The sequence below is a fragment of the Halomarina oriensis genome, assembly GCF_009791395.1.
Taxonomy (GTDB): domain Archaea; phylum Halobacteriota; class Halobacteria; order Halobacteriales; family Haloarculaceae; genus Halomarina; species Halomarina oriensis.
This window is the reverse complement of sequence record NZ_WSZK01000011.1, coordinates 1-21,220: the sequence shown is the minus strand read 5'-3', so window position 1 is coordinate 21,220 and position 21,220 is coordinate 1. Positions and strand designations below refer to the sequence as shown.

Here is a 21,220-nt window from a genome sequence, read left to right as displayed (position 1 = left end):
CGCCGGGAGACGTCGACCATGAGCGACGACGGGCCAACGGCCGGCGACCCACCCTGCTGTTCGGCGAGCCGTGACACGGGCGAGACTGACGCGACGCGGGACGCGAGTGTGACGGCCGAACCGACGTCGGTCGGCAAGGTTCGCACGACCGGGATGGTCCGACTCGACGGCGGCACGTTCACGATGGGGACCGACGACGGCGTCGGCTTCCCACAGGACGGCGAAGGGCCTCCCCGCGAAGTCACCCTTGACCCGTTTCTCGTCGACCGACACGCGGTGACCGTTCGGGAGTTCCTTCGATTCGTCCGCGACACGGACTACACGACCGACGCCGAGCGCTTCGGCTGGTCGTTCGTGTTTCAGGATTTCGTGGCTCCGGAAGACGAATCAGGGGTGCTGGACTCGGTCGCGGCCACACCGTGGTGGCTGGCCGTCGAAGGTGCCCGCTGGTTCCGCCCCGAGGGGCCGTCGTCGAACGCCCTCGACGACCGGCTCGACCACCCGGTCACGCACGTCTCCCACCGCGACGCCGTCGCTTACGCGGACTGGGCGGGGAAACGCCTGCCAACCGAAGCCGAGTGGGAGTTCGCCGCGCGCGGTGGGCTCGCGAGAAAGCGGTACGCGTGGGGTGAGGAACTGACGCCGAACGGCGAGCACCGCTGCAACGTCTGGCAGGGGGCGTTCCCCGACGAGGACACCGCCGCCGACGGCTACCACGGCACCGCACCGGTCGACGCCTACGAACCCAACGACTACGGCCTGTTCAACGTCTCGGGGAACGTCTGGGAGTGGTGTGCCGACTGGTTCAGCGCCGACTACCACACCACCGACGATTACTCCCGCGAGAATCCGAGTGGCCCCGAGAGCGGCGACGCTCGCGTGATGCGCGGCGGGTCGTACCTCTGTCACGACTCGTACTGCAATCGCTATCGCGTTGCGGCCCGCTCACAGAACACCCCCGACTCCTCGACCGGTAACATCGGGTTCCGGTGTGTCGTCGACGCCGGGGAGTGACGGGTCGGCGAGTCGACGGAGCGGACACCCGACGACGAACGCGTGTGACTGTGACCGGGGTCACTCGTCGGCCATCGCAACGGTCGTCCGCCCGCCGAAGTTGAGAATGACCGACTGCGCAGTGTCGCCGAACACCGCCTTTCCGGTCGGCGAGCGGCGTTTCCCGACGAGGAAGACGTGGTCACAGCCGGCCTCCTCGGCGACCCGGACGACGGTCGCGCCACGGTCGTCACCGTCGAGCACGACACCGCGTGGATCGTACTCGACATCGATGCCCGCGAGCACGTCGTCAGCGAGGCCCGCAGCGGCCCGGTCGGCGTAGTCGGCGATCGACTCGTCGGGGTAGTCGGTTCGTTCCTCGCGAGCGATCGTGTCGAGCATCTCGCGGTCCCGTTCGTACGCCTCCTCGGTGAGCAGCGAAAGGACGATGAGGTTCGCACCGACACCGGCGGCCAGTTCGCCCGCTTCGCGAAGGAGGTCACGGCTCGAATCCGTCGGGTCGACGACGACGAGTGCGCGTCGCATACGACGGCCGACGGTAGGGCGAGGCATAAGTGTACACCTCACGTCCGGTGACCCGACTCGGAGCACCTCCCGACCGACCGGCCAGCTGTCATACCACACCGCACCATGCCAAACGTTATTTATCCTCCTGATTCATCGTTCGACCGGCGTGTCGGATGTCGGCTCAGCGACCCACAGGACACGTCCTCGGAGAGTTCCACTCCCCGTCGGGACACCGACGTTCACACGCCAACCCGCGTTGCGCGTCGAGAGTCGACACGAGAAGGAGCCACTGTCGCGAGCCGGAGCGAGCGGTGAACGGCGAACCGTCGATAGACGGCACGAGGTGTCTGCCGGTCGCTCGTCGCTGGCTCGGGTCGTCACAACAGACAGGCTCTACGTGGTACGCCGGTGGTACGACGGTGTCAGAGCGAGCTATCGAGTGCGTCAATATCCCGACGGAGCGAGGCGGCCACCGAGAGAACGGGATACGTCCAGCCATCGACGTCCCCGTAGAGGTACGTGCAGAAGTCGTGACCGTCGTGGATCGACGAGAACAGCCGGTTCTGAACCAGCGACTGTCGGTCCTCGATGACCGCCCGACACTGCTCGGTGAGCTTGTCGGGAGTCGGCCCGGCGGAAGCCCCTCCCTCGCGACGACCCCACACGCTGTCGAGGCCTGCGACGACGTCCCGGAGTGCTGAGCGGGCGGCAGCGAGCGAGTCGGCCTCGGTCACCAGGTGGTCGAGCAAGCTTCGTCGGCGCTTGATGGCGTCTTCGACTTCGTCGAGCAACGTTCGCTTGAACCCCGGTGGTGGAGCATCGGACTGCAACCCGCGGGCGAGTTCGGGACTGAGTTCCCCGCTCGCGTGTGCCAACAGCGATTCACCGTAGTCGGCGTCGTAGTGCGGGACGCTCATGACGGTGTCGCGGAACGCCTCGCGGATCGGGTCGGTACCGCAGGGTCGACGGTCGACACCGACCGCGGACGGAAGCGTCTGTGAGGCGGTCGACTGGTGAGCAGGCACGGCCACGTCGAGGGGGGCCACGCGGTTGGCGAACGTCTCGTAGGCCGCTCGTTCGGTGTCGAGCGCACGACGTTCGGTGGCGACGCGTTCGAGCGCGGTGTCGATCGGGGCAAGTGTGTGCGTATGCATGACGAACGGAGCTGCGACCGGTTCGGGTAGTGCTGACCAGTGAAACCACTCTTGGGTTGTGCTAGCAAGCGCCTCATATAAGAACGTTGTTCACGAAATACAGAGTGGTAGATAGACGAGAGCGTAGGGGCGAACTGGTCGGCGTCCGTCTCCGAGGAGGAGGCGCGTGGACGGGGCCGCTGTGACGTGTCGACGAGACGAACTGTCGGCCGTGGAACCGACTGTCGGCTCCGACCGACCAGTGGGAGCTACACGTGTTGCCCCGGGAGTTCGACTCGCTCGCTTCTCGCGTCACGTTTCCCGACTCCCGTTCGCCGGAACAAGGGACCCTGGCCGACCGTCGTTGCTCGCCGGGTGTCGAGGTCAGTGGAGCGGGAACCGCTCGATGGTTCGCGACGAGGTGAACGTAGCTATCAGTCGAACGTCAGTCCGTACCCCCACTCTTCGAGGTGGAGTTCGACTTCGTCGAGATGGTCCAACCCGACCATCACGAGCGCCTCCCGCAGGTCGGTTAACGAAACGCTGTCGTCGAAGCGGTCTTCGAGTTCGTGGAGCGCGTCTCGCTCGGCACTCTTCGTCTTCGGATGTAAGAACAGTGGGACTCGGTCACGACCGTCCTGAACGCCATCACGACGGAACTTGTACGGAATCCGCATCGACTGCCGGCTCCCTGCCTCCTGTCGGCTCCCCTCTTTGGATTCCGTCGAGGAGCCACCGACTTCGCGTTCTCCCAGTTCTTCGGTTTCATGCGACTCGGCTTTCGACTCCGGGTCCTCTGCGAACGGGTCCTCGCCAGCCCCCTCCTTCATCCCCGTCATGCGATTATCACCTCGTGGTCGACGTCGCCCGGCCTCGGTGGGTTCGGTGCCTCAATCCCCACCTCGCGCTCGAGGTAGCGAGCGAGCCGGTCGAACTGCGCGAGCGTCTCGCGTTCGTATTCACGTTGCCTGTCGCGAAACTCTCTGACGTACCTGAACGCGGAACACTGTTGCATCCAACAGCCTTCCATGAGTGAGGCGCGTTCGCCGATGATCTCGGGGATCGCATACTCGATGTCGTCGAGAATCGTTCGCTGGTCTCGGGTGTTCTTGAACCCGATAGGGACCGCTGCCAGGACACCGACGTCGACTTCGAGTTGGTCCTCGAACCCAGCGACGAGTGATTCGAGTCCTTCTACGGCGGCACGGCCTTTCGCACTCGGCTCGACAGGGATGACGAGCGACCGAGTCGCATGGATCGCGTTGTAGAGATGCGGCCCCTCCGTGGCAGGGGGATCACAGATGAGGACATCGTACTCGTCTGGGATTCCGGCCTCGCGGAGGACCCGAAGCAACTGGGAATGGATTCCGTACGCTTCTCCCATCGCCTCGGCTTGTTCTTTCTCCCGTTGGAGAAACGTCGCGAGGTCCGAGAGCATGTTGTGTTCGGGGAGGATATCGACCCCTTCGACCGTCCGGACGAGGTTATTGAAGTCACCCTTCGGTCGTCGAATCATGTGTCTGACCAGATTGTCGATCGATTCTGTTCGTTGGTCGTCGACACCGAACAACCGGGAGAGGTCACCGTCCTGCGGGTCGAGCGGGACCACCAGTGGCTTGAGTCCTCCACGAGCGTGCGCGACCGCTAGATTTGCGGCCGTCGTGGTTTTTCCCACCCCACCAGCCTCGCTGTACGTCGAGTACGACAACATAACCGTTGATTAGAGGCATCCATTATCAAACCACGTCAGACGCATTCATGAACAAAAACTGTTGGTGCAACAACTGAATGTATTTGCTGAGTGCAGTTAATGAACACAACCGGTGAACACAACTAATGAACAATACTCAGGAGTGCAAACAATGAATGATAACAGCCCATGTAACCACCGCATGTACCCGACGAAGAGCAACGGCCGCAGGAGTATGAACACAACCAATGAACAACACTACTGAACACAACTAATGAGTGTTTGCAGTGAAGATCGATTGAACGACTGGGGCAGGTCGTTTCCAAAACACACATGCCCACAGGATCCGGTCGGCAGACGCCGCCGTACAACGCCTATCGTCAGTTGCCAACCGGACCAATCGATTCATCCAGAGGCCAGTCGATCCGGTGACAGACGACCACCGACATGGGTAGTGAAGAGGGGGCCATCTGCGAGTAGAGTTTCCGACACTTCGAGACGCTTGTACTGGCGGGATTTGTGCTGCCCTCGATTACGCTGCCGTAGAGAAGTGGCACAAAGGCTGAAACATCGGGGAAGACTGGAGCCAGAGTTCAGCTACCCAATTGGAACACGGGCTCCTTGTGCTGAAAAAGACGAATGGATAGGATAGCTTCGGTGAATGGTGCGGCGAGATGGGAAAGCCCAGCTAGGCCCGCCGAGGGCCATGGGCAGTGAATCGCCGCCCAGAGATCCTGAGCGTGGCGAATTTGGTTGTAAATGAATACCAACCATCGGTGAGCGGTAGGCGATATCGACTGTACTCGAACGAATGGTACAGTGGTAACGAGGCCGAAACTACTCTCGACTCTGTGTCGTAAGGAAGTGCCCGTCGCTCTGAGAGAAGAGTCAACGGTCCCTATACGGGATGGGCGCCTCAAAATCACTTTGTTGTACTTCATTATAACAAAGTGAGTTTGCCCGAGAGCGTATTCCTTCGGTAGGCGGACTCAGAACCAAACCTTCGGCGTTTGAGTGGCGATATCGAAGCAAGTAAACCACATATTGATATACGATCTTTTGAGAGATGGAAGCCCTGACTTCGGAGGGTGGATTTCTACAAACCACATGGCCGGTAGACAGTACCATTCGTTATCCAGTGAGCGGTTGATAGTCGACGGCGCTGTTCTGTCCACCCGAGTCGTCTCTCAGCAGGCTCATTGGGATGGCAGTCACCTGTCACACGTCGATTGCGGGTTTTGGTAAATAAAGCGCGTGAGTCCCACATGTTTTGTCGTCGTGCGGTATTGGCCCCACAAGTGGCCCCTCTCGTTCAGCCCCACGGGATCGAGTCCGAGCGCCCTCCGCGTCGCCCGAACTCGGGGATGAGTGTCTCGGCGATGAGCGCCGAGGAGCCCCGGCGGATTCGTTGGGAGAACGCACTGTCGCTGATGTCGAACTCGGCGGCGATGTCGCTCAGTTTCACCTCGCGTGGCACCTCGAAGTACCCGGCCCGGTAGGCGGTCATGAGCGCCTCGGACTGTCTCTCCGAGAGACTCTGGGAGTTCTCGGGGAGCGCTGGGTTGTAGAGACGACGGAGGCTGAGCGAGATGTCTTTCTCCTCGCAGGACGCACGGAACGTCTCCAAGTCTCCTCGCGACTGGAACTGCAGTCGGAAGTCCCAGACGGTCGCCGTCCCCTCCCCGATGACGACCTGTGCCTCCGAGTCGATGAACGACTGCACAAGGCCGTCGACGCCCAGCGTCCACTCGACCTGATAGAGCACTCGTTGTCCGACCCGGGTGAGTCGCCGCACCGACTCCGTCACGGGGTCGTCCCCGAGTGTCGCTTCGATGGCGTCGGCGTCCGCATCACGGACCCAGATCAGCGGAATGACTCCCTCGGTGAGCGGGATGAGTCGCTCGAGCTCGATCTCCACCTCCGGGAACGCTTCGAGCACCCGTCCGAGCGGAAATTGGCTCGCCGGGACGCTGATGTCGGCGATAACAATCATGCTAGTCCGGTCCGACAGTCCCTGATAAAAACGCTCGGGGACGATGCCCCGGACAGTCACGAGTTGCTGGACGACGCTGGCTCGATTCTCCGTGCTGGGGTCGCCCGGACGAGTGACGTCTCGGTTCGTCTCCGTGGCGGCGCATCGACACCTCGCAGCCTCCGAAACGAAAGAGGGGCGTTCCGTGGGAAGGAACCCACGTGACCCGGCGGTCGACCGGCGGGCGGACAGCAGGTGGGAACACTGTCGCCCGATACCGGCCGCCCCTGACGACGGTCGTACTTCGGGCGCCTCTGACACACTCCCGAAGGCAGAGGGGCCGTCGTCACCTTCGACCACGAAGTTACTGGTATTCTATCTTTTTACGCTCAAGATGATGTTCAGCGATGGCGAGTGAAGTCGTCGGCGCTCGATAACGGTTGCCGACGTGGGTCAGTCGCCGTCGGTGGCCGCGCCGTCGAAGAAGAATTCGATGACGGCGATGGCGTTCGCCATGGCGGCGGCGATGGCCGCACTCTCCATCGTGACGATACCCTCCTCAGGATGGCTCTCGATGAGCCCGATCTCCTCGAACTTCGGGAGGTGGGTGCATTCGAGCGCCATTCCGACCTGCTCAACCTCAACGTCCGCCGGGGCGGTCGCCAGGGACTGTTCCCACCGCGCGACCCGACGAGCGAGCGTGTCGACGTCGCCGGGGTTGTCGTTCTGCTTGAAATGCTGGAGGGCAAGCCGACGCCGGTTGTGGCTGAGCAGGTCGAAGGTGTCGTCGGTAGTGGCGTGTTCATCGACCTCCATACACCCCCGTCTCGCGTCTACTGCTACAATGCTTCCTTCACAGCCGACTTCCTGTTGCCTCTATAGCGTCGCAGTCGAAGGCATGGCAGACCCCGTCGTCAGTCGTGTGGTTGGCGTCTTCGGACGCGTCGTTCGTCAACGGCCACCCGCTGCCGGTCGAGGGTGAGCTTCTCGCACGCTAACAGCCCTGTTCTGGTTCTTCGGTCCCCGTTGGTTTCGAGGCAATTGTACTCCACAGTGGTCAGTTTTCTGCGTAGAATCGTCCGAGTGCGACACGCTGCATCCAATGGAGCGTTGCCAATCCTCACAGAACGGGTCTGTCGGTGACGACGTCAGCGAGACGACCACTCACTGCGGGAGCGAACCACGAGGTCACGGTATTGGTGTACGACACCCGAATCGCTCAGTTCGGTGTTACTCGGAGCTGGACTCAGCAACGAGCTGCTGCAGCCTCTCGGTCGTGTGTACGCCAGTTAGGCTGTCGTCTTGGTGTACGAACGTGGGTACGTCGGTAACACCACGACGTCGGGCCTCCTCAAAACACTCGAACAGTGCTGAGCGGTCTCGCCCGTCCAGAGTCACCTCTCGAACGGTATCGCCGGGAACTCCCGTCTCTTCGGCGATACTCCTGAGCGTGTCGACACTGCCGATATCGCGACCGTTCACCCAGCGTGCTCGAAAGACAGCATCGTCGAATTCGGACCACCATTTGGGGTGCTGTCGTCGGACGTGCAGGCTGGTCGACTGTGCCAGTAGCGAGTCGACACGGGGAACGTCGTGTGGGCTGAGCATATCTCGTTCACCGTACTCCGTCTTCAACTGCTGGATGGACTGTTGGACCCGGTCAGGATAGCCGCCGGTCCAGTCGTCACCCAGGCCCCCGTTTTCGGTTCATGTTCGTGACGAAGATCGTACGGGTGCCACTCTATCTCGACGTCGTGTAGCGCCTCGTCGTGGCCGTCTTTCAGCACCTGATGTTGGAGGTAACAGAACGGACAGGCGTAGTCTGCATACATCGTGAGGACAGAATGGGTCACAACGGAACCCGGTACGACGTCTGGAGCGAAAAGCATTGACGTGCTGGGCTCGTCTCTCACACCATTACTGTGTGTGAACTCCTCATACGAGAAAGTTCGATGAATCGCTGCTGAACACCGTCGGTGAGCGAATATGGAGCGCCTCGTCGCTACGGCCAGAGCCCTCGCGAGCCGTGAGCATCGGCGATTCGCGAAAGGGCAACCGCGTAGGCCGCATCTCGCCACGAAACGTCCTGTTCTTCGACGACGTCCCGAACCTCACCCCAGGCAGTCTGCATCTCCTCTTCGAGTTCGTCGTTGACGCGGTCGAGCGACCAGGCACGGCGATTGATGTCCTGTAGCCACTCGAAGTACGAGACGGTCACGCCGCCCGCGTTGGCGAGGATGTCGGGGACCACTGGTATCTCTCGCTCGTGGAGCATCGCGTCTGCACTCGATGTCGTCGGACCATTCGCCCCCTCGATGACGAGTGATGCCTGAATCGCGTCTGCGTTCTGCTCGGTGATGACGTTCCCAACAGCAGCGGGAATCAGGACGTCGACATCGAGTTCGAGCAGTTCCTCGTTGGGCAGTACGTCAGTCGCGTTCTTCGTCACGGCCTCCGGTTCCTCGTCGTGGGTCGGAATCGACGCGATATCGAGTCCATCTGGGTCGTAGACGGCACCGTTGACGTCACTGACCGCGACGACGTCTGCATCCCATTCGTCGAGCAACCGAGCGGCGTTCGCACCGACGCTGCCGAATCCTTGGACAGCAACCGTCGCGTGGTCCAGCGACATCCCGTAGTGTTCACACGTCTCGCGAGTGACAATCGCCACACTTCGGCCGGGGGCTTCCTCACGACCGTAACTCCCGCCCACTATCGGAGGTTTGCCAGTGACGACACCGGGCGTCGTCTCTCCGACCTGCATGCTGTAGGCGTCCATCATCCAGGCCATTGTCTGTGCGTTCGTCCCCATATCGGGGGCGGGAATGTCTCGGTTCGGCCCGATAACGTCTCGAATCTCCTGTGCGAACCGGCGAGTGAGGCGTTCGGTCTCCCCGTCGCTCAGGCGCTTGGGGTTGACGACGACGCCGCCCTTTGCGCCACCGAACGGGATATCCATGACGGCGCACTTCCAGGTCATCCACATCGACAGCCCAACACACTCGTCGCGGGTAACGTCGGGATGGTACCGGAGCCCACCTTTGAACGGTCCACGAACGCTGTCGTGTTGGGCACGAAACCCAGTGAATACCTCGACGGTGCCGTCGTCACGCTCGATGGGAACGGCGACTTCCGTCACCTTCGCCGGATGTTTGAGGCGTTCGACGATACTCCGGTCGATGTCGAACTGCTCGGCCGCGTGGTCGAGTTGGCGCCGGGCCGTCTCGATAGCGGGTTCGTCGTCTTCGGGCGACTCAGATTGCGTCGTCTGCTGTGAATCGGTTGCCATGGCCTACTCGAACGTCGTCAGTCGGTTACGCATCGAGCCACCACAGTCGGGGCACGAACGCGGACAGGATTCCTCGACCACGATGGTACCGCAGTCGAAGCACTCGTACGCCGATTCCTCTTGAGGGTCGTATTCGACATCTCTCATCGTCACGAGAATCTACACGGTATCAGCGTATCGGCGCACTAGTTCAACATCACGCTAGTGTGTGTGGCAGACATTCGTTATTCAACCCCTTAAACCGGCGTGGCGAGTAATGCTGGACAGCGCGTCCGTAGTCGCATGCGGCGAATTCAGATGCGATGCCCCGACATCAGCTTTCGGTGGCTGGGAACGCGGCGACACCGACCTCATCGAACAACGTCGAGAAGAGCTTCCGTTGCACTGTCCGTGCGTGCCGGTAGAACGCTGCTGGTGAGATATCGAGCGCAGCCGCGACATCTTCACCCGTGCTCTCACGTGGTGCTTCGAAGAAGCCGCTGTAGTAGGCAGTCTGGATCACCTCGAGTTGCCGGTCGGTGACCCGTTCGAGGAATCGCGAGTAGAGGTCCCGCGTCGACGACCCGTCGAGCGTCCGCTTCGACCGGAGGTCAACCCCGTCGACCGAATTCGACACCAGCCGCGTGATGTGGCGGACGTCGACTGACTCCGGGATGTCGATTCGGAGCGTTGTCTCTGCGTCCGAGGCGACGATTTGCTGAAGCACTGCACCGTGGCCCGCCAGTTCGAGTGCCAAGAACGGCTGTGCGATTCGTAATCGGACGACGCCACCAGACGCGTCTGAACTGATCGGCTGGACACGCTCGATAGCCACGAGAGCGTTCGCAGCCTCCTGAACTGCCTCAACGGAAGCACCGTCAACCGTCACGAACACGTCACTCCCGTGCTCGGTCTGCTGGACGCCACCCCGATAGGAGAGTTGGCAGTCCGCTTCCCGCGCGAGGCGCGTGAGAACGAACGACGGGTCGTCAACGGCGAACTCGACGCGGGTAACCGACGTCGTCAACAGTGCGTTCTTCCGCTCGATGGCACTGGTCGCCGACGCGACCGTCTCACCGAGTTCTGCGACGACCTCCCGTGCGGTATCGTCGAACGCGTCCTGGGCGTCGGCGTACACCGTCAGGACACCGTACGTGAACTCGTCGTACGCGAGCGGAACACTCAGGACGGAGAGGAAATCACGCGAGAGGGCGTTTGTTCGCCACGCTTCCTCCCGAAGCTGCTCGGCGACGTTGTCGACAGTCGTCACGGACTGCGTCGCCGCGGTCCGGCCAGCCGGTTCGACTCCTGACTCCGCGACGGTGAAGGAAATCTCGTCGAGGTACCCCCGCTCCTCACCGGCCCACGAGCGCGGTTCGACGACGTCGCCCACGGTGTCGACGACGCCGATCCACGCGAACGCGAATCGGTCGTCGTCGGTCAACCGTTCGCAGACGGCGTGGTCGATCTCCGTTCGCGTTTCGGCCCCGACGAGTGCCTGATCGATCTCGCGGATGATTTCGTTGATGCGATTGAGCGCGGTGAGTTCGGTGTTACGCTGTTGAAGCTCGCGTTCCTGTCGGCGAAGTCGTCCTTCACGTCGGACACGGTCGAGTGCGGCCTCACCGGTCGCCGCCAAGAGGTCAGCCAGCTCCCGGCTCACCGAATCGAACTGTCCAACGACTGCCGAACCGACGATGAACACCCCGTGGTCACCGAGCGGGATGTACGCGACACTGCGGAGGTCGGTCGCACGGTTGTCGAGCCGCTCCGAATCGTGAACGTCGTCGAAGAACTGTGGTTCGTCGTGCAGGAAGCTGTGGCTGACGAGTCCGGGGTCGTCAGTTCGGACTGCTGGAAGCGGCCCGTTCAACTCCCGCATTGCGGCGGACTGCGCGACCGGCTGGAGTTCGTTTTCGTCGGCGTCGAACAGGTAGACGGCGCTCGCATCGAGGTTCACGACACCGGAGGCGTCGTCGACGACGTGCTGGGCGATTTCGTACGGCGTCTCGGCGTAGAGGAAGTCTCGGGCCGTCCCGTGGAGGGTGGCCAAGGCTTCTTCACGCTGTTTCCGCTTCGTGATGTCACGACAGCTGTAGAGGAGTGAGCCGTCTTGGATCGACACCTCGCGGACGTTGACGAGCAGCGTGTGTTCCCGGCCCGCCTTGTCCGTCGCGGTACACTCGATGTTCTTGAGGACCCCCTTTGCGGCGAGTTCGTCACGGTCGAACAGGTCCTCGCCGAGCAGGTCGTCGATGGGGTGGTGCTGGTGAATCTCCTCGTCCGTGTAGCCGAAGATGAAGTGAACGTTCGGGCAGACATAGGTGTACTCACCGGTGTCGTCGGTCATGAGGACCGTGTCGGTCATGTTGTTGAGCGTCACCCGATGGAGCTCCTCGGACTGGCGGAGGTCGCGTTCGAGCGTGACGCGCTCGGTGATGTCCACTCCCTGGACGACCACTGAGACGAGATTGCCGAATCCATCGTGGACGGGGCGGGCGGAGAGTTCGACAACGTTCGCCGATTCTGTGACCGGTGAGTGAGTGACGACGGCATGACCGAACTCTCCCTGAAGGGCGGTTTCGACGACCCGCCGTACGTCCGTCTGGATTGTCTCGTCGTGCGTCCACCATGGGAGGGTCCAGAACGGCTCGCCAATGATGTCTTCGACGGTATAGGGTATCTGATCACGAGCGGTCTCGTTGACGCGAGTCAGCGCACCGACGGCGTCGAGCACCCACGTCGCGGTCCGGGAGTCGTGGAAAATCGCGTCGAACTGGCAGGCTCTGTCCTGCCGTGTCATCGATCGCTTCCCGTCCCGAACGCATCGGTCTACGCGAGCGAGAACGTCGTCGAACTCGTCGCTATGTGGCTCGTCCAACGCGATGTAGTCGGAGACACCAGCCCCGATGGCGGCGCTCGCTACTGTCTCGTCCCCGCTGGCAGTACACATCACGATGGGTAGTGTCGCCGTCTCTTCACGAATCGACTCCACGAGTTCGATGCCAGTCCCACCGTCGAGCGTGTACTCACAGATGACGCAGTCGACGGCGGATTCCCGAACGATGTCGAGCGCAGCCGTGGCGGTCGAAACTCCGAGCACCGTCGCATCCGTTCTCGTTCCCACCCAGTCTCTGAACACGTCAACCCATCCTGCCTCTCCAACCAGCGCGACGTGCGTTGCATCGAGAGCGTGCGGTGGAGTTTCCATTGTTGGATATTGAATATCGCGACGATTGAACGTACCGGCTTTCAATCCGAGCAGTCACTCACCTACGCTTACCATAATTAGATTACCCTCTGAGCTAGCAGTATTGGTGCATTGATGGCGGTTCCGAGATCGATTCCGTCTGGAGACTTCGTGACCTGGTGACAATCGACGACGGTTGGGGGCGAACTGAACCCACCTTGCCCATTCGATGTTCAATGTGTACCAATAAGTCGAGGACGAATCAAGCATCACTCAGTGAGAGCAGGACAACTGACGAGGAACAGCAGTACAACCACAATGGTCCCATGGTCTACCCCACTGTATACTGGCCGTCGTTTCAATACGCGAGGTCCGATTGCTACGGATGACGTACGCAGAAGGAAACGTCCACGTCTCGGTAGCGCTCCCTCGCTGGGGAGGAAGCCATCTGTGCAAGTGTTGCCAGCTTCAGTCCCCAGCGAGAGACGGCAGTTCACGTGCAGCGGTGAGAGCGATCGTGAACTCGTTCGGACGCTGTGGAACCGTGGCAGATGACCGAACCATCGACAGCGGCGAACGTCTCTCAGACAAACGGGAATTCTCCTGACCGAAGCCCACGACGGCTCTGGAGCCTCGTCATCGGAGCGAGTCTCATATCGACAGGTCTCGCCGCGTACGAAATCGCCCCGGCAAGCGTTACGCCACTCGTTCAGGAGTCGCTGGGCATCAGTGCAACCGCGGCAGGACTGCTTGTCGGGACGATGTTCGGGACGGCAGTCATCGCGAGTATTCCAATCGGTATCGGTCTCGACAGAGCGAACACACGAACTGCGATGGCCGTAGCGGTTCTCACCCTGTTCGTCGCAGGGACATGGGGCTGGATGGCAGGCCGTCGCGGCGACTTCTGGTCCGTCATCGCGTCTCGCGCAGTGGGCGGTGTCGCGTACGTTGCCGTCTGGAACGCTGGTATCGACATCGTCAGTCGAGCGGTCGATACTGACCGCCGGGCAACGGCGGTCGGGATTTTCACAGCGAGTGGGCCGATCGGGTTTGCCCTCGGCCAGGCGACCGGTCCACTCATCGCAGCCCGCTTCGGGTGGCCAGCTATCTTCCTCGCGTTCAATGGCATCGCCCTGCTCGGCCTCGTGTTGTTCTGGCCGACGAGCCGAGGACTCGGCCGCACCTCTGGAGCTACCCCATCTCTCGCTGAATTCGGGGCTGTTCTCCGCAATCGGCACGTCTGGCTCGTCGGAGGACTCGGCTTTCTCGGGTACTCCCTATACCTCTTCGTCAACAGTTGGGGTGGGCCGTACCTCTCTCAAGAGATGGGTCTCTCTGTGGCGGCGAGTGGCCTCTTGCTCTCTGTGTTTCCTGCCGTTGGTGTCCTGTCTCGTACCAGTAGCGGTCTGCTCTCTGATCGCGTGTTCAGCGGCCGACGACAGCCAATCGTGTTCGGCTCCTTCGTCGTCGCGACGCCGCTTGTCTTCGGGTTCACGCGGCTCCGATCGATTCCAGTCTTGGTGGCCGTGTTACTCGTCACTGGGTTCGCGATTCAATTGACACTGGGACTCTCGTTCACGTACGTTCGCGAACTCGTCAACACACGAGTAGCTGCGACTGCAGTGGCGTTTCAGACGAGTGTTGGACTGGCCGGGGCGTTTCTCGCACCGATTGTCGGTGGAGCAGTCGTCGATTCCGCTGGGTTCGAGACCGCGTTTCTTCTCGCAGGCGTTCTCGCTGTCGTTGGAGTAGGCCTCGGCTGGCTGGCACCAGAACCAGCCAGATGACGTCCAGAGAGGGATGTTTTGTGTCTGCTGTATGGTTCGATCGACTGAAACGTTTTCCAGTACCTCCGTGTAGGTCGCACTCAGACAGGTATCGTTTATCAGTGCAAGAACTCGTTTCCTCGAATTCGGGACTCTACCCTCTTTCCAATAGGTGTCGATTCCTACGACCTGAGAATCGGATAACCTGCTTATCTCTCGTACTTTCCAACGACTACATGTATGTCCGAGATTGGCGCTCCTGGACGGGGTATCTCCCGACGACAGTTCCTCGCCGCGACCGGCTCGACCGGACTGGTCGCGTTGGCGGGTTGCACCACGACATCGTCACCGTCCGCACGCGTCGTCGACTCGGTCCCGAACAATTCGGCGGCTCCCTCCGACCTTCCCCCGACCGGTCGCCCGGAAGTGGTCGACCTCGACGAACGAAACCATGAAGTGACGATCAAGTCGGTGATGGCGCGTCACGCGATTCACCCCGGCGAGTCGATGGGTGGGCCGGTCAACCTCCCCGTGGTCTGGGCGTTCCAGGCTGACGACGGCACGCCAAGCGTGCCCGGCCCCATCCTTCGAACGACCGAGGGCAACGACCTGAAGATCACCCTCGACAACACGGAGATGCAGGTACCCCACACGCTGCACTTCCACGGCGTTCGCAAAACGTGGGAGAACGACGGCGTGCCGACGACGACCGGCATCACGGTGATGCCCGGCGAGAGTCACACTTATGACATCCCCGCGAACGTTCCGGGGACGCATCTGTACCACTGTCACTACCAGACGCCGATGCACATGGACATGGGGATGTACGGCATCCTCAGAGTCGACCCCGAGGGCTACGAGGAAGCCGACAAGGAGTACTTCATGACCGCCAAGGAGTGGGATACTAGCCTCTCCCGCCAGCACGGTGGCGAGGACGTCAGCTACGACCTCACGAACCGCAAGGCTGACGCGTTCACGCTCAACGGGAAGTCCGCGCCCGCGACGCTCCACCCAGAGACCGGCTCGCCCATCATCGTCGAGTCGGGCGACACAGTTCGTATCCACTGGGTCAACGCGGGGTTCATGAGTCACCCGTTGCACACCCACAACCATCGCTTCCACGTCGTCGAGAAAGACGGCAGTCCGATGCCCGAGGTACTCCAGTTCAAACAGGACGTGTTGAACGTCGCTCCTGCTGAGCGCTACACCGTCGAGTTCGAGGCTGACGCCGACCCTGGCATCTACCTCATGCACTGTCACAAGGTCGACCACATCCGTAACGGCTCGTCGTATCCGGGTGGGATGCTCAACGCCATCGTCTACAAGGAGGCGATGGACACGGACATCTTCCGGACGCTGATGGACTACGCGGGGTACGAGGCCTGATGGCGATGACGGGAACGACTCGCCGACGGTTCCTCGCGGCGACGGCTGGTGCGACGCTCGGTGCCGGTCTGTTCGTTGGACCAGCCACCGCACAGGCGGGGGGTTCAGCGGTCGATCTCTCGAAGTGGTTCGCGAACACTGAGGGCGTCTCGAAGGTCACCGACGCCCGCGGCCAGTCCCGTGTCGAGGTCACCGTGGGTGCGGAGGGGAATGGCGGCGCGTTCGCGTTCGCCCCTGCCGCAGTTCGCATCGACCCTGGAACGACTGTCGTCTGGACGTGGACCGGCAACGGCGGGACGCACAACGTCGTCGCGAAGGACGGCTCGTTCGAGTCGGAGTACTACGGAGCGAGCGGTGACACGTTCGAGACGATGCTCGACGCCCCAGGCGTCACACGGTATGCCTGTGCACCCCACGAAGCGATGGGCATGAAAGGCGCTGTCGTCGTCGGTGATGCGGGGGTCACGCTGAGCGGGCCCAGTGGGGGAGAGCAGACACCCGAACAGCCCGAGGAGACCTACGACGGCTGGCTGGCGAACACCGGGAACTACCACGAGCTCGTCGACCGTCGTGGCGAGTCCGAAGTGACCGTCGAGGTCGGTGTGGAGGGCAACGGTGGCCCCTACGCGTTCGCCCCACCAGCGATGCGTATCGACCCCGGAACGACCGTCGTCTGGGAGTGGGTGGGAGACGAATCGTACGACGTGGTCGACGCCGAACTCGGCTACCACAGTGACCAGGTCGCCGGAGCGGGTCACCGATTCGCCGTCGAGTTCGACGGTGACGGACTGAGCACGTACGAGTGTTCCGAGTACAGCGATGAGGGCATGCGTGGTGTCATCCTCGTCGGCGAGGGGCCAACCCGTCAACTCTCGACACTCAGCTACGCGGTCACTGGTGGTGGTGCGCTTGTGCTCGGTGCACCCTTCCTCTACGGACTTCGCGAACACGTTCGTTCGACCCGCTGAAACCCCTCTCAGTCGGTCGAAACCGATTGGTTGTGTCTCGGTTTGGCAGGCTCTCTACTCTCGACCGTCTTCTCAATCCACATAGAGTGAGTACAAAATGACGCCGAACCCGACGGTCGTAAACAGACTTTCGAGGACCAGTGCGATACTCGGGTCGACTGGGAGGAACTGGTCGGCGATTCCGGCGAGCAACGCACCGATTGTCACTGCACCGAACCCGAGTGCGAGCGCACGGAGTGCCGGAGCGGCGGTTCGTCGATACGCCTTGAACGCGAAGAACGTGATCGACCCCCCCAGGAGGAGTGTGAGTGTCTTGAGAACGATTACTGTGGTTGTGATGTTCGTATTCATGTTTCTTTTCGCACCTCCGACCACATCTCGGACAACCGTTGCTCGGGAGTCCGGGCGGGACGGTCAATCTCTACATCGAGGACACGGTTCTCATCTAGAGAGAGACGGACCTCGTTGAACGCGAGGACATAGCGGGTTGTGTGATGTCCGTCAGTTCGAACCTCGACACGTTCCTCGACGAGTGAGGCGTCACTGAGGAGGTCGAGCTTCCGATACATCGCCGACTGCGGAATCTCACATCGCTCCGAGAGCTCGCTAGCAGTCATCGGTTCCTCGAGGCACTCAACGATCTCTCTGCACGCAGGGTCGTCGAGTGCGTCAAGGATCTCTTGGAGGTCTGGGGGTCCCTCTTTCCCTGGCTTACAACCCATCGTACATTCGGTTTGGAGCGGGTGTCGTCTGAACAGAGAGGCCGACATACTGCCAATGGGACACCATGCTGAGTGCGTGCTCATCCCGACGGTGTACCGGTTCTGGAAGCTCGCTCCGGACCATCTCACGTGTCTGTCGTTTCCTCAGTTGGGCCATCAGTGTCCTGAAACTATTGATTGGTCGTCGGTGCTCAGTCGTCGTCGGATTTCAGTGACGATGGACAGGCGAATGCTTGTATGTGATTGCGCGGATACCCCGCGATGTCCGCTGTTCCATCATGGATAGTGGTCCCTGCGCGAAGAACAGCGGATATCGTGGTATGTGGGGCGACACAGTCGCTGAGAGTTGGAAGCGGAGTGCGGAATCGGCCGCAGTGACCCGTTTTGACTCAGACTGCGTGGTGCTCTGCAGTGGACCGAGTGTGTGAGGCAGGGTCGCCTGGCAAACAGACACCCCCACCCCGTGTGCGAGATGAAATCAGTTGAGAGTAAATCGGAGTACTAGCGACCCGACTTAGTCGTACTAAACATCTATCTCTCTTGACGCTATAACGAGATGCTACGGACTAGTAGCCTAGCGATTGTATTCAATGTTTGGGTCATATACCTCTCCGTCTATGTTCACTGTGCATGCCACCATCTCGCTCGCCGCTACGAGTCCCGCTTAGCGATGTGATTCGAGGCATCCCACCCCCTGCCTCACAGTCGAATTCATCTGGCACACGGGGAGGGGGGGTTCAATGGAACGAGACACTGGACAGTGGAACTCGGTCAACGTGATTCCTACGAAGGCGACCGTACCGTCATGATAACTGATCTAACACCGGGGTAGCGAGTTCAAGACCCGACCGACCGGAATTTCATCTCGCACACGGGGTGTCCGCTCCTTCAATTGACTTTGACCACGGTGTTTCCAAATTTTCGGCCGGGCTACTGTAGAGGTGCTTAGAGTCCAATATCACGGGCCATTATTCGCGCACACGGTAGCCCGTGGATATATATGCTGCCGGTGAAACGTCCCGACTATGCCTGACGGTGCCGACGACCAGCCCCTCTCGGAATCAATCAAAAGCCGACTCCAAGCAGGGGCGGAACACTCTGTGTTCCAGGCCAAACAGCTGCTCGACCCCGATACCGTCATTGACGAAGACAGAATCGTCGGTCGTGATAGCCAACTTGATGACATCATCACCTACCTTCGCCCGACGCTGGAGGGCAACCGCCCGCCGAACATGCTCCTGTACGGGCCGTCCGGCACTGGCAAGTCGCTCATCATCAACGCCGTCTGCGAACAGGTTGTCGAACTCGCGGCGGCACAGGACGACCGATTCGGCGTTATCAGCATCAACTGCCAGACAATCAAGTCTCACGATCGTGCAGTGTACCGTCTCGTCGAAAGTGCCGCCGCTGCTGCGGGCGTTCCCGCAGACGTCCCTCAGAGCGGCATCTCGACTGACCGCAAGCTTCGACGGTTCTACGACATCCTCAGCGACCACCACGATTCAGTCATCATCATCCTTGACGAGGTCGACTTGCTAGCCGGTCGTCAACGCGACCCGAACGCTGAACCGGCGTACTCGAAGTTGCTCTATCAGCTTTCGCGAGCCTCGCAACTCGGTCGAATTGAAGGCCACGTCTCAGTCGCCGCTCTCACGAACGACCCACGGTTCATGGAGGACCTTGACGGCCGAGCCGAGAGCTCGTTCAACCCCCAAGACGTGGTGTTCTCCGACTACGATGCGGATCAGTTGCAGGCAATCCTCGAACGCCGACAGGATGCGTACCGTGACGGCGTTCTTGAGAAGGAGATCATCCCACTCAGTGCTGCGTTCGCCGCTCAGGACCACGGCGATGCGCGCAAGGCGATCGATCTGTTTCGCAAGGCCGGTGAGATCGCTGACCGACGCAACGAGACCATGGTCTGTGAGGACCACGTCCGCGACGCACAGGCCGAGGCCGAGCGCGACCGGACGCTCACACAGATGCAGGGCCTCTCGACACAAAAGAAGCTCTCACTGTACGCGACCGCCATCGTGCCAGTGTTTGCCGACCATGCGATCAATGCCGTGCCGTCGACGGTCGCCTATCGGGTCTACCAGTTCCTCACCGAACGACTGGACGCCGATACGAAGTCACGCGACTCGTACCTGCGATATATGAACGAAGCGGAGACGTACAACTTCGTTACCTCCGAGAAACGTGGCCGAGGATACGGCAGTGGTGTTCACAAGGAGTACACGTTCGTCGACGATCCCGAGGTGGTCGCTGACACGCTTCTCGAGGACGTGCATCTGGAAGCCGCGGACACCGACATCGACTTGCTCCGGTCCGTCGTCAACGCTCAGCTCGACGACTTCTTCCAGACAGAGTGAGTTCCTAATTCGGGTGGCGGGGCTGGCCTCTGCCGTGTGCTCGTCTTCGGTGCCGTCTGTGTAGGACAATCGGGTTGTCCGGATCCGTCGAATTCATCTTGCACACGGGGTGTGTCCCTGTTTGGATTGGCTTGTCTGACATTCATTGAACTCTGTGTAATTCATCTCGCACACGGGGTGTCTGTACTCCATTCGGGTGGCTGAGACGAGAGCAGATGCGAGTCTCAGGAGTCACGACCGCACGCCCCCGACACTCGATGACGGGTCGGCACTGCTCGCTAGAGCGGCCACGATGTCTGCTGGTTCGAACAGAGCTCTCCCGCTGACGGACGCGTCTCTCCAGTCTCGGACTGCCGGTAACATGAGTAGATGCTCGCCCGCCATCGTCGTAAGGAACCCGCGCCCAGCGAGTAGGAACGCCGCACAGCGCTCAGGATATCATCTCGCAGACGGGGGGTGGGGTGACGATGACCGTGTTCGGTCTCACGCCGCCACTAACCGGTGCCCGCGTGACGGCTTTGTGTCGGCGACGCTTGATACTAATCGGCACGACGTATGCCTGTCGGCTGTGTGGCCGACTGGCTCCGGGGTTGGGCGTCGCCGTCTGGTTGAATACGGAAGGAGTCGCATTCCAGCCACGGGTCGATCATTCTGTCGACCCGACCGGCGCGATGTACTCGTTCTTCCAGATGTCGCCCTCCCGCCACTGCCAGTAGTAATACTGGTAGGCGCGCTCGCTCGTTCGTTTGGTCGTTTTGATCGTGATGTACGCTCCGCTCGGCACGGCCTCGTAGTCCTCGGGATTCGTCGAGATGCCTCGGTCGTCGAGTCCGGCGCGTTCGTCATCGGAGATCGCTTCCGCAGCCTGGCGCTGAGCGGTGTCGCGCTCATTCTGGGCGCGCTTCCAGGCGGCGAGTGTCTGCGCGTAGCTCGCGACGCGTTCGAGGCGGTCGGGCGACTGGCGCTCCAGTGGATCGAGCACGTATGCTGGCAGGTCTGATGGGGCAGGGGGGTCGGCTGGCTGGTCCGCCATCGTTACCCCACACGTCCCAAACCGATATCAGATTGTGGGGTAACGTCTCGGGGAAGCCTTTTTCGGAACGAGTCGGGTTTCAACGAGTCGACCTTTTTGAGCACCGCCAACCGTGGACAGACGGTGTCGACGGGAGAAGGAGTTGGCCCTCGTTGGATCTGTCCCCGTGTGTTGCCGACGACTGCCGATCGAGCCGGTA

General features: G+C 61.2%; 19 protein-coding genes. 5 read left to right on the top strand and 14 right to left on the bottom strand.

Features of this window, described 5'->3' with window-relative positions:
* The first annotated feature begins 18 nt into the window (after positions 1–18).
* The gene (locus GQS65_RS04800; protein ID WP_158203543.1) at positions 19–1,014 is read left to right on the top strand and encodes a formylglycine-generating enzyme family protein; all 996 of its coding nucleotides are present in this window, start codon (positions 19–21) and stop codon (positions 1,012–1,014) included.
* A 60-nt stretch (positions 1,015–1,074) separates the two neighbouring features.
* Here the strand turns inward: GQS65_RS04800 and GQS65_RS04795 are convergent, their stop codons facing one another.
* The 11 genes from GQS65_RS04795 to GQS65_RS04745 form a co-directional block, all read right to left on the bottom strand.
* The gene (locus tag GQS65_RS04795) at positions 1,075–1,539 is read right to left on the bottom strand and encodes a universal stress protein (protein WP_158203542.1); all 465 of its coding nucleotides are present in this window, start codon (positions 1,537–1,539) and stop codon (positions 1,075–1,077) included.
* A 404-nt stretch (positions 1,540–1,943) separates the two neighbouring features.
* Entirely contained in the window at positions 1,944–2,675 is a 732-nt protein-coding gene (locus GQS65_RS04790; RefSeq protein WP_158203541.1) for a DUF7260 family protein, read from the bottom strand.
* Between the two features lie 413 nt (positions 2,676–3,088).
* A complete protein-coding gene (locus tag GQS65_RS04785; RefSeq protein WP_158203540.1) occupies positions 3,089–3,493 on the bottom strand; it encodes a hypothetical protein in 405 nt (134 codons plus the stop codon).
* Positions 3,490–4,365: a ParA family protein gene (locus tag GQS65_RS04780; protein WP_158203539.1), complete on the bottom strand. Its 876-nt coding sequence runs from the start codon at positions 4,363–4,365 to the stop codon at positions 3,490–3,492. Before GQS65_RS04780 ends, GQS65_RS04785 begins: the two co-directional genes overlap by 4 nt.
* 1,291 nt (positions 4,366–5,656) lie before the next feature.
* Positions 5,657–6,337 carry a helix-turn-helix domain-containing protein gene (locus GQS65_RS04775; protein WP_158203538.1) on the bottom strand — a complete coding sequence of 227 codons (681 nt, stop codon included), beginning with the start codon at positions 6,335–6,337 and terminating at the stop codon, positions 5,657–5,659.
* Between the two features lie 432 nt (positions 6,338–6,769).
* Positions 6,770–7,132 (bottom strand): DUF7344 domain-containing protein, encoded by a 363-nt coding sequence (locus GQS65_RS04770; protein WP_158203537.1) that lies wholly within the window; start codon positions 7,130–7,132, stop codon positions 6,770–6,772.
* Between the two features lie 414 nt (positions 7,133–7,546).
* Positions 7,547–7,960, bottom strand: coding sequence for a DsbA family protein (locus GQS65_RS04765; RefSeq protein WP_368279843.1), 414 nt, complete (start codon positions 7,958–7,960; stop codon positions 7,547–7,549).
* Positions 7,948–8,148, bottom strand: coding sequence for a DsbA family protein (locus GQS65_RS22095; protein ID WP_368279841.1), 201 nt, complete (start codon positions 8,146–8,148; stop codon positions 7,948–7,950). Before GQS65_RS22095 ends, GQS65_RS04765 begins: the two co-directional genes overlap by 13 nt.
* A 170-nt stretch (positions 8,149–8,318) precedes the next feature.
* Positions 8,319–9,605, bottom strand: a complete 1,287-nt coding sequence (gene gdhB / locus GQS65_RS04755; RefSeq protein ID WP_158203534.1) for a glutamate dehydrogenase GdhB — start codon at positions 9,603–9,605, stop codon at positions 8,319–8,321.
* Between the two features lie 3 nt (positions 9,606–9,608).
* Positions 9,609–9,752, bottom strand: coding sequence for a rubrerythrin-like domain-containing protein (locus GQS65_RS04750; protein ID WP_158203533.1), 144 nt, complete (start codon positions 9,750–9,752; stop codon positions 9,609–9,611).
* 166 nt (positions 9,753–9,918) lie between these two features.
* Positions 9,919–12,795 carry a bacterio-opsin activator domain-containing protein gene (locus GQS65_RS04745; RefSeq protein WP_158203532.1) on the bottom strand — a complete coding sequence of 959 codons (2,877 nt, stop codon included), beginning with the start codon at positions 12,793–12,795 and terminating at the stop codon, positions 9,919–9,921.
* Positions 12,796–13,325: 530 nt separating this feature from the next.
* On the opposite strand from GQS65_RS04745, the gene GQS65_RS04740 reads away from it, so the two are divergent.
* The 3 genes from GQS65_RS04740 to GQS65_RS04730 all read left to right on the top strand — a co-directional run bounded on the left by GQS65_RS04740 (position 13,326) and on the right by GQS65_RS04730 (position 16,894).
* Positions 13,326–14,561 carry an MFS transporter gene (locus GQS65_RS04740; protein WP_158203531.1) on the top strand — a complete coding sequence of 412 codons (1,236 nt, stop codon included), beginning with the start codon at positions 13,326–13,328 and terminating at the stop codon, positions 14,559–14,561.
* 219 nt (positions 14,562–14,780) lie between these two features.
* Positions 14,781–15,926: a multicopper oxidase domain-containing protein gene (locus tag GQS65_RS04735; protein ID WP_158203530.1), complete on the top strand. Its 1,146-nt coding sequence runs from the start codon at positions 14,781–14,783 to the stop codon at positions 15,924–15,926.
* A complete protein-coding gene (locus tag GQS65_RS04730) occupies positions 15,926–16,894 on the top strand; it encodes a halocyanin domain-containing protein (protein WP_199268401.1) in 969 nt (322 codons plus the stop codon). Before GQS65_RS04735 ends, GQS65_RS04730 begins: the two co-directional genes overlap by 1 nt.
* Before the next feature lie 72 nt (positions 16,895–16,966).
* Here the strand turns inward: GQS65_RS04730 and GQS65_RS04725 are convergent, their stop codons facing one another.
* A complete protein-coding gene (locus tag GQS65_RS04725; RefSeq protein WP_158203529.1) occupies positions 16,967–17,245 on the bottom strand; it encodes a DUF7521 family protein in 279 nt (92 codons plus the stop codon).
* Complete coding sequence (locus tag GQS65_RS04720; RefSeq protein ID WP_158203528.1) at positions 17,242–17,616, bottom strand: ArsR/SmtB family transcription factor; 375 nt, start codon at positions 17,614–17,616, stop codon at positions 17,242–17,244. Before GQS65_RS04720 ends, GQS65_RS04725 begins: the two co-directional genes overlap by 4 nt.
* A 1,025-nt stretch (positions 17,617–18,641) precedes the next feature.
* Here GQS65_RS04720 and GQS65_RS04715 point away from each other — a divergent pair.
* Entirely contained in the window at positions 18,642–19,988 is a 1,347-nt protein-coding gene (locus GQS65_RS04715; protein ID WP_158203527.1) for an orc1/cdc6 family replication initiation protein, read from the top strand.
* Positions 19,989–20,634: 646 nt separating this feature from the next.
* Here GQS65_RS04715 and GQS65_RS04710 read toward each other — a convergent pair.
* Positions 20,635–21,021: a hypothetical protein gene (locus GQS65_RS04710; protein WP_158203526.1), complete on the bottom strand. Its 387-nt coding sequence runs from the start codon at positions 21,019–21,021 to the stop codon at positions 20,635–20,637.
* Positions 21,022–21,220: the final 199 nt, after the last annotated feature.

What these genes read in the sequence shown, in the direction of transcription:
- GQS65_RS04800 (WP_158203543.1), top strand. Translation starts at nt 19, where the DNA reads ATGAGCGACGACGGGCCAACGGCCGGCGACCCACCCTGCTGTTCGGCG.
- GQS65_RS04795 (WP_158203542.1), bottom strand. Translation starts at nt 1,539, where the DNA reads ATGCGACGCGCACTCGTCGTCGTCGACCCGACGGATTCGAGCCGTGAC.
- GQS65_RS04790 (WP_158203541.1), bottom strand. Translation starts at nt 2,675, where the DNA reads ATGCATACGCACACACTTGCCCCGATCGACACCGCGCTCGAACGCGTC.
- GQS65_RS04785 (WP_158203540.1), bottom strand. Translation starts at nt 3,493, where the DNA reads ATGACGGGGATGAAGGAGGGGGCTGGCGAGGACCCGTTCGCAGAGGAC.
- GQS65_RS04780 (WP_158203539.1), bottom strand. Translation starts at nt 4,365, where the DNA reads ATGTTGTCGTACTCGACGTACAGCGAGGCTGGTGGGGTGGGAAAAACC.
- GQS65_RS04775 (WP_158203538.1), bottom strand. Translation starts at nt 6,337, where the DNA reads ATGATTGTTATCGCCGACATCAGCGTCCCGGCGAGCCAATTTCCGCTC.
- GQS65_RS04770 (WP_158203537.1), bottom strand. Translation starts at nt 7,132, where the DNA reads ATGGAGGTCGATGAACACGCCACTACCGACGACACCTTCGACCTGCTC.
- GQS65_RS22095 (WP_368279841.1), bottom strand. Translation starts at nt 8,148, where the DNA reads ATGTATGCAGACTACGCCTGTCCGTTCTGTTACCTCCAACATCAGGTG.
- gdhB (WP_158203534.1), bottom strand. Translation starts at nt 9,605, where the DNA reads ATGGCAACCGATTCACAGCAGACGACGCAATCTGAGTCGCCCGAAGAC.
- GQS65_RS04750 (WP_158203533.1), bottom strand. Translation starts at nt 9,752, where the DNA reads ATGAGAGATGTCGAATACGACCCTCAAGAGGAATCGGCGTACGAGTGC.
- GQS65_RS04745 (WP_158203532.1), bottom strand. Translation starts at nt 12,795, where the DNA reads ATGGAAACTCCACCGCACGCTCTCGATGCAACGCACGTCGCGCTGGTT.
- GQS65_RS04740 (WP_158203531.1), top strand. Translation starts at nt 13,326, where the DNA reads ATGACCGAACCATCGACAGCGGCGAACGTCTCTCAGACAAACGGGAAT.
- GQS65_RS04735 (WP_158203530.1), top strand. Translation starts at nt 14,781, where the DNA reads ATGTCCGAGATTGGCGCTCCTGGACGGGGTATCTCCCGACGACAGTTC.
- GQS65_RS04730 (WP_199268401.1), top strand. Translation starts at nt 15,926, where the DNA reads ATGGCGATGACGGGAACGACTCGCCGACGGTTCCTCGCGGCGACGGCT.
- GQS65_RS04725 (WP_158203529.1), bottom strand. Translation starts at nt 17,245, where the DNA reads ATGAATACGAACATCACAACCACAGTAATCGTTCTCAAGACACTCACA.
- GQS65_RS04720 (WP_158203528.1), bottom strand. Translation starts at nt 17,616, where the DNA reads ATGGGTTGTAAGCCAGGGAAAGAGGGACCCCCAGACCTCCAAGAGATC.
- GQS65_RS04715 (WP_158203527.1), top strand. Translation starts at nt 18,642, where the DNA reads ATGCCTGACGGTGCCGACGACCAGCCCCTCTCGGAATCAATCAAAAGC.
- GQS65_RS04710 (WP_158203526.1), bottom strand. Translation starts at nt 21,021, where the DNA reads ATGGCGGACCAGCCAGCCGACCCCCCTGCCCCATCAGACCTGCCAGCA.